Source organism: Streptomyces zhaozhouensis (assembly GCF_900230195.1).
Lineage (GTDB): Bacteria > Actinomycetota > Actinomycetes > Streptomycetales > Streptomycetaceae > Streptomyces > Streptomyces zhaozhouensis.
In genome coordinates this window covers 182,283-196,431 of the sequence record NZ_OCNE01000007.1, presented here as the reverse complement: position 1 = coordinate 196,431, position 14,149 = coordinate 182,283, and the positions used below count along the sequence as shown (strand labels likewise).

At 71.5% G+C, this 14,149-nt stretch carries 12 protein-coding genes; 5 read left to right on the top strand and 7 right to left on the bottom strand.

All coding sequences use genetic code 11. From position 1 onward, the window contains the following. Window positions 1-16: 16 nt before the first annotated feature. Window positions 17-358, bottom strand: coding sequence for an ArsR/SmtB family transcription factor (locus CRP51_RS12875; RefSeq protein WP_097231256.1), 342 nt, complete (start codon window positions 356-358; stop codon window positions 17-19). Window positions 359-526: 168 nt separating this feature from the next. Here CRP51_RS12875 and CRP51_RS12870 point away from each other — a divergent pair, with 168 nt between their 5' ends. Both CRP51_RS12870 and CRP51_RS12865 read left to right on the top strand, forming a co-directional pair. Beyond that, window positions 527-790, top strand: coding sequence for a type B 50S ribosomal protein L31 (locus tag CRP51_RS12870; protein WP_097231254.1), 264 nt, complete (start codon window positions 527-529; stop codon window positions 788-790). Then, window positions 787-1,944, top strand: a complete 1,158-nt coding sequence (locus CRP51_RS12865; protein ID WP_097231253.1) for a CobW family GTP-binding protein — start codon at window positions 787-789, stop codon at window positions 1,942-1,944. Before CRP51_RS12870 ends, CRP51_RS12865 begins: the two co-directional genes overlap by 4 nt. Window positions 1,945-2,075: 131 nt before the next feature. Here CRP51_RS12865 and CRP51_RS12860 read toward each other — a convergent pair whose 3' ends face one another. After that, complete coding sequence (locus tag CRP51_RS12860) at window positions 2,076-2,903, bottom strand: helix-turn-helix transcriptional regulator (protein WP_097231251.1); 828 nt, start codon at window positions 2,901-2,903, stop codon at window positions 2,076-2,078. A 161-nt stretch (window positions 2,904-3,064) separates the two neighbouring features. Between CRP51_RS12860 and CRP51_RS12855 the strand changes: the two genes are divergently transcribed. The 3 genes from CRP51_RS12855 to CRP51_RS12840 all read left to right on the top strand — a co-directional run bounded on the left by CRP51_RS12855 (window position 3,065) and on the right by CRP51_RS12840 (window position 6,708). After that, window positions 3,065-3,508 carry a nuclear transport factor 2 family protein gene (locus CRP51_RS12855; protein ID WP_245880553.1) on the top strand — a complete coding sequence of 148 codons (444 nt, stop codon included), beginning with the start codon at window positions 3,065-3,067 and terminating at the stop codon, window positions 3,506-3,508. Further along, window positions 3,508-4,350: an NAD(P)H-binding protein gene (locus CRP51_RS12850; RefSeq protein ID WP_097231250.1), complete on the top strand. Its 843-nt coding sequence runs from the start codon at window positions 3,508-3,510 to the stop codon at window positions 4,348-4,350. The genes CRP51_RS12855 and CRP51_RS12850 overlap by 1 nt, the downstream gene beginning before the upstream one ends. A 426-nt stretch (window positions 4,351-4,776) precedes the next feature. After that, complete coding sequence (locus tag CRP51_RS12840) at window positions 4,777-6,708, top strand: serine/threonine-protein kinase (protein ID WP_342749043.1); 1,932 nt, start codon at window positions 4,777-4,779, stop codon at window positions 6,706-6,708. 479 nt (window positions 6,709-7,187) lie between these two features. Here CRP51_RS12840 and CRP51_RS12835 read toward each other — a convergent pair whose 3' ends face one another. From CRP51_RS12835 to CRP51_RS12815, 5 genes are all read right to left on the bottom strand, one after another. Continuing rightward, window positions 7,188-7,412, bottom strand: a complete 225-nt coding sequence (locus CRP51_RS12835; RefSeq protein ID WP_097231246.1) for a hypothetical protein — start codon at window positions 7,410-7,412, stop codon at window positions 7,188-7,190. Further along, window positions 7,409-8,677: an MFS transporter gene (locus CRP51_RS12830; protein WP_097231245.1), complete on the bottom strand. Its 1,269-nt coding sequence runs from the start codon at window positions 8,675-8,677 to the stop codon at window positions 7,409-7,411. Before CRP51_RS12830 ends, CRP51_RS12835 begins: the two co-directional genes overlap by 4 nt. A gap of 342 nt (window positions 8,678-9,019) precedes the next feature. Then, entirely contained in the window at window positions 9,020-10,699 is a 1,680-nt protein-coding gene (locus CRP51_RS12825) for an ABC transporter ATP-binding protein (protein ID WP_245880551.1), read from the bottom strand. 68 nt (window positions 10,700-10,767) lie between these two features. Beyond that, the gene (locus CRP51_RS12820; RefSeq protein ID WP_281259649.1) at window positions 10,768-12,441 is read right to left on the bottom strand and encodes an ABC transporter ATP-binding protein; all 1,674 of its coding nucleotides are present in this window, start codon (window positions 12,439-12,441) and stop codon (window positions 10,768-10,770) included. Window positions 12,442-12,623: 182 nt separating this feature from the next. After that, a complete protein-coding gene (locus CRP51_RS12815) occupies window positions 12,624-14,063 on the bottom strand; it encodes an MFS transporter (RefSeq protein ID WP_097231242.1) in 1,440 nt (479 codons plus the stop codon). Window positions 14,064-14,149 lie beyond the last annotated feature (86 nt).

Sequence of the window (14,149 nt, the reverse complement as noted above, 5' to 3'; positions counted from 1 at the left end):
GGCGCTGCGGGGGCGCTCACGCGGACGGAACCTCGGCTTCCCGCAGCTCGGCCAGCAGCGCGTGCTGTCCCGCCAGCATCTCCGTCAGGATCCGACGGGCCGCGCGCATCAGCTCGGCCACGTCCCCGCCCGCCAACTCGTAGACCACGGTGGACCCCTCGCGGGCGGAGGTCACGATCCCGGAGCGGCGCAACACGGCGAGCTGCTGGGAGAGCGCGGCGGGCTCGACCTCTATCTCGGCGAGCAGGTCGCGCACGGGCATGGGCCCGTCCTGCAGCAGCTCCAGCACCCGAATCCGCACCGGGTGCCCCAGCATCCGGAAGAACTCGGCCTTCGCCTGGTACAGCGGCACCGGCATGTCTCTCCCCTACCCGTCCCTCGCCCGTCCGGAGAACCGGGTACGACTCTATGGCGAATTGCAGAACTATGCAATTCGCCAACATCGGCCACCGCTAGATGGAAATGATTTCCATGTCTGTATAGTGGGGCCCTCCGCTTCCCGTCCCCCAAGGAGGGCCCCGTCCCCATGCGCTCCGGCATCCATCCCGCCTACGGCCCCGTGGTCTTCCGCGACCGGGCGGCCGGCTTCGCGTTCCTCACCCGCTCCACGCTCGCCGCGCGCACGGACGCGCCGACCGTCGCCTGGGAGGACGGCAACGTCTACCCGGTCTTCGACGTCGAGATCTCCTCGGCGAGCCACCCCTTCTACACCGGCCAACTCCGCATCGTGGACTCCGCCGGCCGCGTCGAACGCTTCCGCCGCCGCTACGAACGCCGGGAGACACGGTGACGCTCCCCGTCGTCCTCGTCGCCGGACTGCACGCCGACGCCCGACGCGCCACGGTCGACGCCCTCCTCCGCGCGGTGCCCCGGGGCGTCGCGCTCCACCACGACTTCTCCACCGCGCCGGCCGGCACGCTCCACCGCACCCTGCGCGACCACAGCGGCGTCCTGACCTCGGGACCCGCGCCGCTGGTCAACGACTGCGCCTGCTGCGCGCTGCGCGAGGACCTGCTGCCCGAGCTGGAACGACTCGCCGACGGCGGGGAGTTGTGCGCGCTGGCGGTCGTGGAGCTGTGGGACTCCGTGGAACCGCGGTCCGTCGCCGAGCTGTTGAGCACGGCCGGTGACGGCCGGCTCGCGCTCGTCGGCGTCGTGACCGCCGTCGACCCGGCGCTCGTGCACCCCTGCCTGGCCAACGGCGACGACCTCGCCGGGGCCGGCCTGGCCGCCGCGCGCGAGGACGAGCGGACGGTGGGCGACACCTTCGCGCGCCAACTGGAGTACGCGCCCCTGCTCGCCCTCGTCGAGGGCGAGGCCCCGCCGGACGCCGCCGACCGGGCGCTGCTCACCCAACTCCATCCGCTGGCCCGGCTCACCGGCCCCGGCCACCCCGCGTTCCTCCGGGAGGTCACGACGGGCTTCGACGCGTCGGCCGCCGCGGCCCGCGTGCATCCGGCGACCGCGCTGCTCCCGCAGGAGGGCGAGGCGGCGGGCGTCAGCACGCTCGTGTGGCGCGCGGACCGCCCCTTCCACCCCGGCCGCCTCTACGCCGCCCTGCCCGACCTGGCCTGCGGGGCCCTGCGCAGCCGTGGCCGGTTCTGGCTGGCCGACAGGTGCGAGACCCTGCTGTCCTGGCAGGCGGCGGGCGGGGCGCTGTGCGTCGAGGCCCTCGGCCCCTGGCTGGCCACGCTCCCCGAGGCCGCCTGGCCCGACGTCCCGAGCGCGCGCCGCGCCGCCGCCCTCGTCGACTGGCACCCACGGCTCGGCGACCGGGGCCAGCACCTGGTCTTCACCTCACCCGGCCTGGACACGGAGGCGCTGCGCGCGCTCCTGGAGTCCTGCCTGCTGACCGACGCCGAGCTCGCCGCGCACACGGCGGACCCGGCCCACTGGGCGCACCACGGCAGCGACTTCGACCGGCTGCTGGAGCCGATCCGCTGAGACCGGGGCGGGCAGTGGCCGAGGGGGCGGGCATTTCGTCCGCCCCCGCACCGGTACCGCCAGGCCGCCCCGCGCTCGGGCCACGCGCGCCGCACCCCCAGGGGAGCGGCCGCGGGCCGTCGGGTGCGTGCTCAAAGGCTCCTGAGCAGGGCCGCGCTGGGGCTGCCGGCCTCCGCCGTGTACAGCGCCAGGGAGAGGTCCGAGCCGGGCAGGCCGAGGGTGTGCCGGTCGAGCTCCAGCTCGCCGAGCGCCGGGTGACGCACGGTCTTCCGCACGCCGGGGACGGGATGCACGGCGTGCTGAGACCAACCGTGCGCGAAGTCCGGGTCGCGGGCCGCGAACTCGTCGACCAGCTCCGCGAGCGCGCGGTCCGTGGAGTACCGCACGCCGGCCGCGCGCAACGCGGCGGCTACCTGCAGCGAGAAAGCGGACTCCGTACCGGGCGCGCCCGCGCAGAGGGTGTCACGGAATCTCGCCGCGAGACGCGTGACGTTGCGCTCCTCGGGTGCGAGAAGGGAGAAGTCGGTGAGGAGAGCCGAGGCCGCGCCGTTCCACGCGACGATGTCCTGCCGGGCGTCGACGACGTAGGCGGGGATGCCGTCAAGCCCGCCGAGCAGCCGTTGGGCCTCCTCGGGTACGCGCCGCCGCGCGCCGTCGGTCCGCGCCGGCAGCACCTGCCCCGCCAGGCGGGCCAGATGGTCCCGCTCCGCAGCGGTGAGCCGCAGAGCCGTCGCCAGCGCGGACAGCACCTGGGGTGAGGGCCGGGGCGCCCGCGCGCGTTCCAGTCGTTCGTAGTAGCTCACCGACACCCGCGCCAGGGCGGCCACCTCCTCGCGGCGCAGCCCGGGTGTGCGGCGAGCACGCCAGCCCTCGGGAGGCGCGACTTCGGCCGGCAGGTCCTCCGGCCGCAGGCCCTCGCGGCGGCGGCGGAGGAAGTCCGCGAGTTCCTGGCTGCTCACCGTTCCATCCTGACACGCGCGGAGCGGCCGAGCCTCACCCCGCTGGTCCGGGGCTCAACTGTCCGTTCCGCGCCCGCGGATCCGCCGTGCAGGGTGGCCTGGCCGGTTCCCGACCACGAGGAGGAATGGTGCCCGCTGCTCCCGAGGAGACTTTTCGCCGCATGATCGACCTGACGCTGGCCAAGGACATGAACGCCGTGGCGGACCTGTGGGCGCCCGACGGAATCGCGGAGTTCCCTTTCGCGGCCGAGGGCTCTCCTCGCGTTCTCCGCGGACGCGAGGAGGTGCGCGCCTACCTCGCCGACTATCCGAGGCTGATGGACGTGGAGGAGCTGGCCGCGCTCACCGTGCGGCCCACGGACCAGACGGACACCGTCGTGGTGGAGTGGACGGCCACCGGCCGCGCCGTGGCCACCTCCCGGCCCTACCGCCTGGACTACGTCGTGGTGCTCACGGTCCGCGACGGGCTGATCGTTCTGTATCGGGACTACTGGAGCCCGCTGGCGGCGGCCGCCGCCGCCGGAAGGCTCGCCGAGCTGCTCGACGCGCTGGAGGGGAAGCGGGAAGAAGAGCGGGAAGGGAAGCCGGAAGGGAAGAACGCCTGATGCCCGGAGTCCTGGTGACCGGAGGGACCGGCAGGACCGGGAAGGCGCTGGTGCGGGAGCTTCGCGCCGCCGGTGTGCCGACGCGCGCCGCCAGCAGGAACCCGGACGCGGCCGACCCCGACGCGATCCGCTTCGACTGGCACGACCCCGCCACCCACGGCCCCGCGCTCGACGGGAGGGACCGGGTCTTCCTGCTTCCTCCGGTGGAGAGCGTGGACCCGCTGCCGCTGGTCGAGCCCTTCCTGCGCCGAGCGCGACGGGCCGGCGTCCGGCGCCTCGTGCTGCTCGGCTCCGCCATCGTGCTGCCCCACGCGCCCAGCGCCGTGGAGATGGCCGCTCAGGTCCGGGCCCAGCCCGGAGGTGTCGTGCTCCGCGCGTCCGGCTTCATGCAGAACTTCCTGCGCCCGCACCCCCTGGCCGACCGCGTCCGCCGGCACGGCGAGATCCGCACCGCGGCCGGTGACGGCAGGCTGGGGTGGGTCGACGCGCGGGACGTCGCGGCCAGTGCCGCCGCACTGTTGGCGGACCCGGGGGTGCACGCTCGGAGCGACTACCTGATCACCGGCCCGCAGGGGATGAGCTATCCGGAGGCCGCGCGGATCCTCACCGCGCGAACCGGCAGACGGGTGCGGGTGGAGCGCGTCACGGAACGGGAACAGGCCGCCGCCTACCGTGCTTCCGGGATGCCGGCGGAGTTCGCCGACGCCCTCGCCGCCGTCGAGCGCGGGATCGCGGAGGGACGGGAGGACCGGGTCAGCACCGCGGTGCGCGAACTGACCGGACGTCCGCCGCGCGCCTTCGCCGAGTTCGTCTCCGCTCACGCGCACGAGTGGACGCCGTAGCGCCCGAGCAGCGGCGAAGTGCGGTCGCGGCCGGAACGATCCGGCGCTGTTCTCCGCCGTGCTGGCCGCTACCGTCGCCATCAACGAGCACCGCGGTGAGGTCCCCGGGCACACCACCTCGGAACGCCGGCCTCAGCAGCGCCGTTTCCCACTCGGGGACGGCGGGCTGCTCGGTCTCGCGGAGCACGTCGTCGCCGACGCGGACCCGCCGCACCGCGTCCTCCCCCGTGTCCAACCCTTTTGACGCCTGGCGAGCCTTCCGATCCTGACCGGACGGCGCGCGCCTCGCGCCCCGCGCCGTCAGAGCGAAGCCATACCCACCGGTCGCGACTTCCAACTACCCGATTGTCGAGAGCAGTTAGTCTTCCCTGGCGTCTCGAAGTGGACTGAGCGGGTCTGCGGAAGCCCGCGCTGAGGAGGGGAACTGTGGAGGAGTTGGCGGCATCTGACCCGCGTGCGTTGGGCCCCTATCGGCCGCGCGTCGTGCTGGGCGAGGGCGGGATGGGGCGTGTGCTGCTGGCCACGGGGCCGGACGGCGCGCTGGTGGCGATCAAGATGGTGCGCGCTCACCTGGCCGGCGACGAGGAGTTCCGCCGACGTTTCCGGCGCGAGGTGACCGCTACCCGCAAGGTGGCCGGCGAGACCATCGCCCCCGTGGTGCACGCCGATCCAGACGCTGACATCCCCTGGCTGGCCTCGAAGTTCGTGCATGGCCCGTCGCTGCGGGAGGTGCTGGAGGAGGGCGGGACCCTGCCGCAGGACGCGGTGCTGCGGCTGGCCGCCGGACTGGCGTCGGCCCTGCGCGACATCCACGACGCCGGCCTCGTCCACCGCGACCTGTCGCCCTCCAACGTGCTGCTCGCCGAGGACGGCCCGAAGGTGATCGACTTCGGCATCGTCCGGGCGGTGGAAGGCGCTGCCACCGCCCACCACAACACCATGACCACCACGCTCACCCACGTCGGCTCCGTGATCGGAGCCCCCGGGTTCATGTCGCCGGAACAGGCCCGGGGACAGGCCCTTGCGCCGGCCACCGACGTGTTCTCCCTGGGCGTCATGCTGTTCGTCGCCCACACCGGGAGAAACCCCTTCGAGGGACCGGACATCCCACAGATCCTCTACAACGTCGTCCATACCGAACCCGACCTCACCCCGCTCCCGGACCCACTACGACGCATCATCGAGCCGTGCCTGGCCAAGGACCACACCCAACGCCCCCACCCGACGCGGCTCCTGGAACTCATCTCCGCCGAAGCCGAAGCCGAAGCCGAAGCCGGCCCCCAAGCCCCTTCCCCGTGGCCCGAGGTGGTGCAGCGACTGACCGAACGGCAGCGCGCCGAGCTGAGCCGCCACATCAACGCCACGAACGACACCGCCGAAGCCCCGCCCCACGCCCCGAGCGCGCCGCCGCAGCCGCAGCCGCCACTCGTGCCACCGCAGATCATGTCCGCCCCCGAGCCGGCACCCCTCACCCAGACCCCACGGCCCGCGCCTCAACCGCCTGATCCCCGCCGCGGAACCCGCTCACGCAGGCGACTCCTCATAGCGGCCAGCGTCCTGGCCCTGATCGTCTTCGCCTGGGCGGGAGTCATCTTCATCAACATCCAGGCTCAGCAGGACGACGACACCGACCCCGGCGACACGGCCGTCACGGCCGGCCCAGCGATCCGGAACGCCGAGGAAGGCGACTGCTTCGAGAACCAGGGGACCATGCGGGACGTGGACCTCACGTCGATGGCGACGTGCGAAGACGGGGCCTTCGAGACCCTGCGAGTCATCCACGGCCCTGCCGACCCCGCGGCCTGCGACGGAACACCCCTCAACGACCTGACCTCGACCTACCCCGAGGACGACCTCACGCTGTGCCTGACCTATCTCCACGAGGACGGCGCCACCGCCTACCACGCGCGTGAGGGAGACTGCGTGGATGGAGTCACGGGGAGCGGCTACTCCCGCTGGTCCGAGACGGAGTGCGCCAACGGAAGTTTCACCGTCGTCGAACGCCTGGAAGGAACGAGTGACGACGCTGGCTGTGACCGATCCCGGCCAGGTACGCACAGCCATGCGTTCACGGTGGACGCCTGGCAGTCACTCGACGTGGTGCTGTGCCTGTCGATCAACTACGGTGCCGGCGACGTCGGCTACGCGGAGCCCGGCGATTGCCTGCACCGCTACGGCCCGGAAGGTGATCGTTCCTACGAGTTCGCCGACTGCGGCAGCGACGACGCCATGTATGTCACCAGGCGAGCACCCACCTACTACGACGACCCCGACAAGTTCTGCGGCGATGACATATGGATCAGGTTTGATGCGGGTTTGCCAGAGCTGAGCTACACCGTGTGTTTGCGCCACCCGTGAGCAGCAGCGCCATTCCTCGACTCCGCGCCGCCGAACAGCAGAGCGGAAGGCGCAGTTGCGGGAGCGGCTACGCGAGCTGTCCGGCACGATGGGAGCTCCCCCCACTGGAGCGAGCGCGGCGCGACACCGTGGCCGCCCGCATATGCCTTGAAGCAGTTGGCCGGAGAAGAAGAGGTCAGCCGAGTTTGCCCGGGCGGCCGGGGCGAGGCCCAGCCGGTCCACCGAGACAGGGATCTCCCGGCTGCTCCCTTCCTCCCTTAACGCGGTCTCGACTGGCGGAGGCACGTCGAGTTGGGGCAGTCGAGTTGTTCGAGGGTGGCGTCCCGAATGCCTCTCCCTCAGATCCGCCGCACCTACGCGCCCCGAGGGCGGACTTTCGCTCCCGCGGCGCCACCTGAACGGGAAGCGCGCCTCGATGGCCGCGGCCTTGGGCTACCGCTCCACCTGCCCCGATCGCGGGGCCCGCCTGTGCTTCCACCTCAAGCATTCGGGTGTCGGCCGGGGTCCGGTGCGTGGCCGTCCCAGGAGGCGACCAGGTGCGGGGCGGTGTGCGGGCCGCGGATTCCCGGGCCGTAGAGGTAGGCCAGCAGGCCCAGGGCCCGCTTCCCCCGTTTGGCGATCTCGGGGATCACTGCCGTCTTCCGCAGTCCGGTTCCGTCGACGGTGATGCCGGGCGCGGGGACGTCGGGGTTCGTCGGGTTCATCGGCGGTAGGCGGTGGCGGCGACGGCGGGCAGGAGGGCGAGGGAGAGGGCGCCGCCGGTGAGGGCGAGGGCGGGGTAGCTGGTGGCGGCGACCATGATGCCGGAGGCCATGCCGCCGGTGGCGCCCGCGATGGCGATGGAGACGTCGACCAGGCCCTGGGTCTTGGCGCGGGTGGCGAGCGGGACGGTGTCGGTGATGATCGCGGTGCCGGAGACGAGGCCGAAGTTCCAGCCGAGCCCGAGCAGGGCCAGGGCGAGTGCGAGGAGGGCGACGGAGTCACCGGGGGCTGCGGCGGCGAGGATGCCGGCGGTGAGGAGGGTGATACCGGAGGCGGCGGCCATCTTCATGCGGCCGTAGCGGTCGACGAGCCAGCCGGTCAGAGGCGAGGGCAGGTACATGGCGCCGATGTGGATGCCGATGACGAGGCCGGAGGCGGCGGTGGAGTGGCCGTGGTCGTGCATGTGGACCGGTGTCATCGTCATGATCGCGACCATGACGAGTTGGGTGAGGACCATGACCAGCGCGCCAAGCACCACGCCTCCTGTGCCCTCGCTGGTGTCGGCGTCACCGCCGTCGGCGGCCGGGTTGGCCGCGGCGTCGGCTTCCCTTGCCTGTGCGACGGCGCGGGCCAGGAGCAGCGGGTCGGGGCGCAGCCACAGGGCGAGGACGAGTGCTGCCAAGGCGTAGGCGGCGCCGGAAATGACGAAGAGTCCGGCGAGGTGGGGAATGCCGAAGTGTTCGGCGAAGGTGCCGGCGGGGGCGGCGAGGTTGGGTCCGGCGACGCCACCGAGGGTGGTGGCGACCAGGACGGTGGAGACGGCGCGGGCGCGGTGGCCGGGGGCGGCGAGGTCGGCTCCGGCATAGCGGGCCTGGAGGTTGGTGGCGGTGCCGGCGCCATACACGAACAGGGCGATGAACAGCAGGACGGGGCTGTCCAGGACGGCTGCGGTGATGACGCCGGCGGAGCCGATGGCGCCGGTCAGGTAGCCGGTGGCGAGGCCGGGGCGACGGCCGCGTGCTTGGGAGACGCGGCCGACGACGATGGCTGCGAGGGCGGAGCCGGCGGTGAGCAGGGCGCTGGGCAGTCCGGCGAGGGTGGTGGTGCCGAGCATGTCCTGGGCGAGGAGGGCGCCGACGGTGACGCCGGCGGCGAGGCCGGCGCCGCTGAGGATCTGCGAGGCGACCAGGACGCGCAAGATCCGTCGCTGGGCGTGGGCCGGGTGGGATATGAGTTCCGGCTCGGCGGCGGGTGCGGCGTTGGTCATCTCTCTCCGTGTTGTGTGAAGGCTGGGCAGGGCGGAACTTGGTGCGGTGAGCCGTACGGAATCCGTGCGTCGAGCCGCGGCCCCAGCGGGGCCTCGAGGCGGTGGCCGAAGAGCGAGTAGTCGGCGAGGGGAGGGGAGCGGCGGCCTTGGCGGGGCCGGCCACTGGCTGCCGGCGGTGTCCAGGGTGAAGGCGCGGTTGGTCAGTTGGCGAACGCAACGCTCGCCGTATCCGAGCGCTCTCCCCGAGAGCCTGACGGCCGACGTGCGGAAGGGCGAGGCGGCAGAGTCCCGCGTCGGGTGCGGCGCGACGGCCGCGCCGCCTGGTCTCTCCCCTGCCGCCACCTACTCCCCCGGAGTAGGCGAGGTGAGCCGCCACCCCACCGAGCGGGTGCGTTCCTCCCAGAAGACCCGGTACCGACCGCCGTGTCGGAAGAGTTGTTCGTGGCTCCCCTCCTCCACCACGCGACCGCCGTCCAGCACCACGATCTGGTCGGCCGAGCGCACCGTCGGGAGCCGGTGCGCGACCACGACCAGGGTGCGGTCCGCACGCAGTGAGTCGAACGCGGCCACCACGGCTGCGTCGTTGGCGGCGTCCAGAGCCGCCGTCGCCTCGTCGAGCAGAACGATCGGCGCGTCCTTCAGCAAGGCGCGAGCGATCGAGATCCGCTGACGTTCTCCGCCGGAGAGAGCCGCGCCGCCCTCGCCGACGCGCGTCCGCCAGCCATCGGGAAGCCGGTCCACGACTTCAGTGACGCGAGCGAGTTCGGCCGCTTCGCGCAGCTCCTCCTCACTCGCCTCCGGCCTGCTCATCCGGATGTTCTCCTCGATGGTGCCGTCGAAGAGGTAGACATCCTGGAAGACCAACGCGATGTGGCGCATCAGCTCCTCGGTGGTCAACTGCCGTACGTCCCTGCCCCCGATCGACACCGTGCCCTCGTCCACGTCCCAGAACCGGGCGATCAGCCGCAGCACCGTGGTCTTGCCAGAGCCTGAAGGCCCCACCAGCGCCGTCATCGTGCCCGGTCGCGCCACAAGACTCACGTTGCGCAGGACTGGCTCGCCGCCGTAGCCGAAGGTGACCTCGCGCAGTTCGACGGAAGGCTCGACGGGTCCCTCTCCCGCGGGAGTGGCATGCGGGGCGGGCAACTCCGCCGTGGCCAGAATCTCCTGGTACCGCGCCATGGCGTTGCCGGCCATACGAAGGGCGGCCCCGTTCTCCACCGCTGTCATCAATGGCTCGACCAACCGGACACCCAGCACCAGCAGCGCCACCAGCTCGGCAGTCCCCAGCTCACCGCCCAGGGCCAGTTGGGCGCCCGTCGCGAGCAGAGCGACCAGGAGCAGTTGGATCACGAGGTTGGTGGAGAGCAGCGCGGGCGCGGCGATCACGGTGGTGGAACGCTGGGCCGCGCTCTGCTCGGCGAGGGCCTTCTCCAACTGCCGGTGCCCGGAAGCAGTCCGGCCAGCGGCACGGAGCGTGGCCTGGGCCTGAGCAAACTCCACCACACGGCCGGCCGCTGCGGTGGTGGCCGTCTTCTGCACGCGATCCAGCCGGGCCACCAGCCGGCCGGCCCAGCGGCCCACGACGGCCACCAGGGGGAGGCCCACAAGGGCGACCAGCGCGAGCCGCCAATCGAAGAGGAACATGGCGACCAGCAAGGTAACGGGCGTGACCACCGAGGCCACCACCGGGCGCAGCAGATGCGCGGGGACGCCCATCACGTCGACGATGCCCCGGCTGGAGAGCTGGCTCAGCTCGCCGACCCGACGCGGGTCGGAGAACCAGCCCAGTGGGAGAGCGGAGACCTTGTCGCCAAGCCGGCGGAAGAGCTGCTCGGCCAGGCCGATGGCGGCGCGATAGGCGGCCAGCTGGGCGCGGTAGCGGACCACGGAGTAGCAGGCGAAGAGCACGGCGACGGCCACGATCCAGGGCCAGGCGTCCTGTGGCCGGCCGGAGAGAATGTGCTCCGACGCCGGGACCATACAGGCGTAACCGATACCGGCCAGCACTGACTCGATCACCAGGCTGATGAGATTCGTGCGAATGGGCCGGGCTCCCGACCGGTCCCCGAGGCTCAACAGTGTTCGGATCACGGTGTCCGTCCTTCGGCGAGTGCTTCTTGGGCGCCCCACAGCTCCGCGTAGAGCCCCCCTCGGGCAAGCAGTGACTCGTGGTCGCCGCGCTCCACGATCCGTCCTTCGTTCAGCACACAGATCTGGTCGGCCCCGGTTACGGTGCGCAACCGGTGGGCGACGACCAACAGGGTGCGACCGGCGGCCAGTCGGGAGAGCGCGTTCTGGATGGCCGTCTCGGAGTCGGGGTCGGCGTAGGCCGTGGCCTCGTCCAGGACGATCACCGGTGTGTCGGCGAGCAGTGCCCGAGCAATCGCGACGCGTTGGGCCTCGCCTCCCGAGAGGTTGGCGTCCTCTCCATGGACGCTGTCATAGCCACGAGGCAGCGCCATGATCCGCTCGTGGATGTTGGCTGCCTGGGCCGCCGCGACCACCTCCTCATCGCTGGCGTCCGGCCGAGCCAATCGCATGTTCTCCCGGACCGAGTCCCGCACCAGCCGAATGTCCTGAAGCACCATCCCCACGTGCTGGTAAAGGGTGTGCTGCTCCATCTCCCGCAGATCGGCATCGCCGATGCTGACGTGCCCTTCCGTCGGGTCCCAGAAGCGCGCCAGCAGCGAGGCCAGCGTGCTCTTCCCAGCACCCGAGGGGCCAACCAGCGCGGTGACCGTTCCGGGTCGCAGGTCCAGGTCCACTCCACGAATCACCTCGGTGTCGTCGGAGTAGCCAAAGCGGACCCCCGCGAAGCGCACGCGGGCGTCGACGGGGATAGCTGGCGTGTCCGCGGTCGGCGGGAGAATCTCGGTGCTGAGCAGCCGCTGAATGTTGCCGGCGGCGTGTCGGGCGCTGACGAGGTGTTGGTAGGCGTAGTTCAACTCCAGGAAGGGGCCGGCCACAGCCACCCCCACCACCAGGAACGGCAGGACGTCCGCCGGTTCGGCCCAGCCGGCCTGCACGAACGCGGCGCCCGCGACCAGGGCGGCCAGCAGGGTGGTGAACGGTGCCAGGGCCAACTCGGCTACGGTGGAGCCCCGCAACATGCCCCTGACCCAGTTCCAGAAGTCGTTGACGAACGACTCGGCCGCGCTCGTGAAACGCGTGTGCGCGTGCCCGGCCTGCCCGAACGTCTTGACCACGGCGATACCGTCCACGAACTCGACAGCCGCGGCGCTCACATCGGCGATCGAACGCTGGTAGCGCTCCATCTGCTCCCCCTGGCCGCGCATCATGAACGCGTACTGGATGATCCCCACGAGGACGGGAAGCAGAGTCAAGAAGGTCAACCTCCAGTCGGATGCGAGGAGGTAGACCAGGGCCGCGGATGGCGCCACGATCGCGGTGGTGAGATCGAGGTAGGCGTGGCCCACCAAGTGGTGAAGGTCGGCGACATCGTCTGTGAGAGCCTTCTTGACCCGCCCCGAGGACCGGTCGGTAAACCAGCCCAGCGGCACGTGGCCCAATCGCCGGGCCGCGCGTCGCCGGACGTCGAGCTGGAAGGCGGTGTCGGCCAGGTGAGTGACGGTCAGCGCGGCACCACTGGCGAGAAGGCGCAGCAGAAGCGCCCCAGCGGCAATGGCGACAACGGACCAGACCCGCTCCTCCCTGACAGGGTCGCGCAGCAGTTCGCGTGCCAGTTCCACAAGCGCGATCAGCGGCACCACTTTGGCGCAGGCACCGATCACCTCCAACAAGCAGGCGAGTATGAGACGGGAACGCACCGGCGCCAACAGGTCGCCGAGCGCGGCTTGCCCATGAGAAGCGGCGTTGGGGTCCTCCTGGTGACCCGCCGCGTCGGGGGGTGACATGGAATGCGAACCTCCTGAGAAGGCGGGAGACCAGTGGTGGCCCCGCCGCTGATCGGTGGGTGGGAAGGTCAGGGCTTCTCCGTCTCGGACGCACCGGGCCGAGGCACGAGGCACACCGCGAGCAGTGCCGCGGCCAGGGCGCATGTCCCGACAACGAGGAAGGCCCTCGCATAGCCCGCGGCCAGAGCGGCCGTGGGATCGGCGGTGGAGGCGTTGCCGGTGACGGTCACAGCGAGGGTGGAGAGCGCCGCGAGGCCGATGCTGCCGCCGCACTGTCTGCTGGCATTCAACAAGCCACTGACCAGGCCAGCTTCGCCGCTGGCGACCCCTGATGTGCCCATGGCCGTATTGGCCATCAGACTCAGCCCGATGCCGACACTGGCCACCAGCGACGGACCGAGGAACCCGCTCAGGAAGGTGGACTCCGGGCTCAGACTCCCGAACCACAGCAGCCCGACGCCGCCCATGGCCAAGCCGCCGCCGATCAGCAGCCGCCCGTCGACGCGCCCCACGAGCCGCGAGGCCGCGAAGCTGCCAAGGACGGCACCACCGCAGAAGGGCAGGAACGCCACGCCGGCTGCGAGCGGGCCATAGTCCAGCACGTGTTGCAGGAAGAGGGAGGCGAAGTAGAAGCCCGCCACCGTGGCCGCCCCCACCAGTAGGGCCAGAAGGTTAGCCAACCAGACGGTGCGGGTCGCGAACACGCTCAGCCGGACCAGCGGCGCGGCCGAGCGCCGCTCCCACAACACGAAGCCGACCGCCAGAACGGACGCGGCCCCCAGAGTTCCGAGGGTGCGCAGAGAGTCCCACGGATGCTTCTCGGTTTCCAGCAGTCCGAATACGAGTACGGTCATGGCCGCCGTACCCAGCAACGCCCCACCGAGATCGAGCCGCTGAGAACCGCCGCCCCCGTTGCGCACGGAGGCCAGGGCCAACGGCAGCGCGAGAGCCACCAACGGAACGTTGACGAACATCACCCAACGCCAGTCGAGCAGGTCCGTCAGCACGCCGCCGAGCAATACCCCGAGAGCGCCGCCGGATATGGCGACCATGGACCAGCTCCCCAGCGCCCGGCGCCGTGGGGCACCCTCCTCGAAGGTGACCATGATGACGGTGAGGCTGATGGGAGCCAGCACAGCCGCCGCGAGCCCCTGCCCGGCCCGAGCCGCGACCAGCTGCCCAGGCGTCTGGGCGAAGCCACCCAGCAGAGACGCGACGCCGAAAAGCAGGAGCCCGGCGATCACTGCCCGGCGATGCCCGAAGAGGTCGGCGATACGGCCCCCGAGAAGCAGCAGGCCGCCGAAGACCAGGGTGTAGGCGTTCACCACCCAGGAAAGTTCGCTGAGCGCGAAGCCCAGGTCTTGGCCGATCTCGGGTAGCGCCACGTTGACCACGCTGATGTCCAGGACCACCATCAACTGGCACAGGCAAACCGTGGCCAGTACGCGCCCCGGCCGCGCCACACGCCGGCCACCTTCCGTGAGGGAACCCGTCCCCGCCTCAGTCATGTCGCCCTCCCCACCCGATGCGTACAGTGTTCGCGTAAGGTATGCCTAACCTAGCCGGGCTGGCAAGCTTGCCGGTTTCTGAGCGG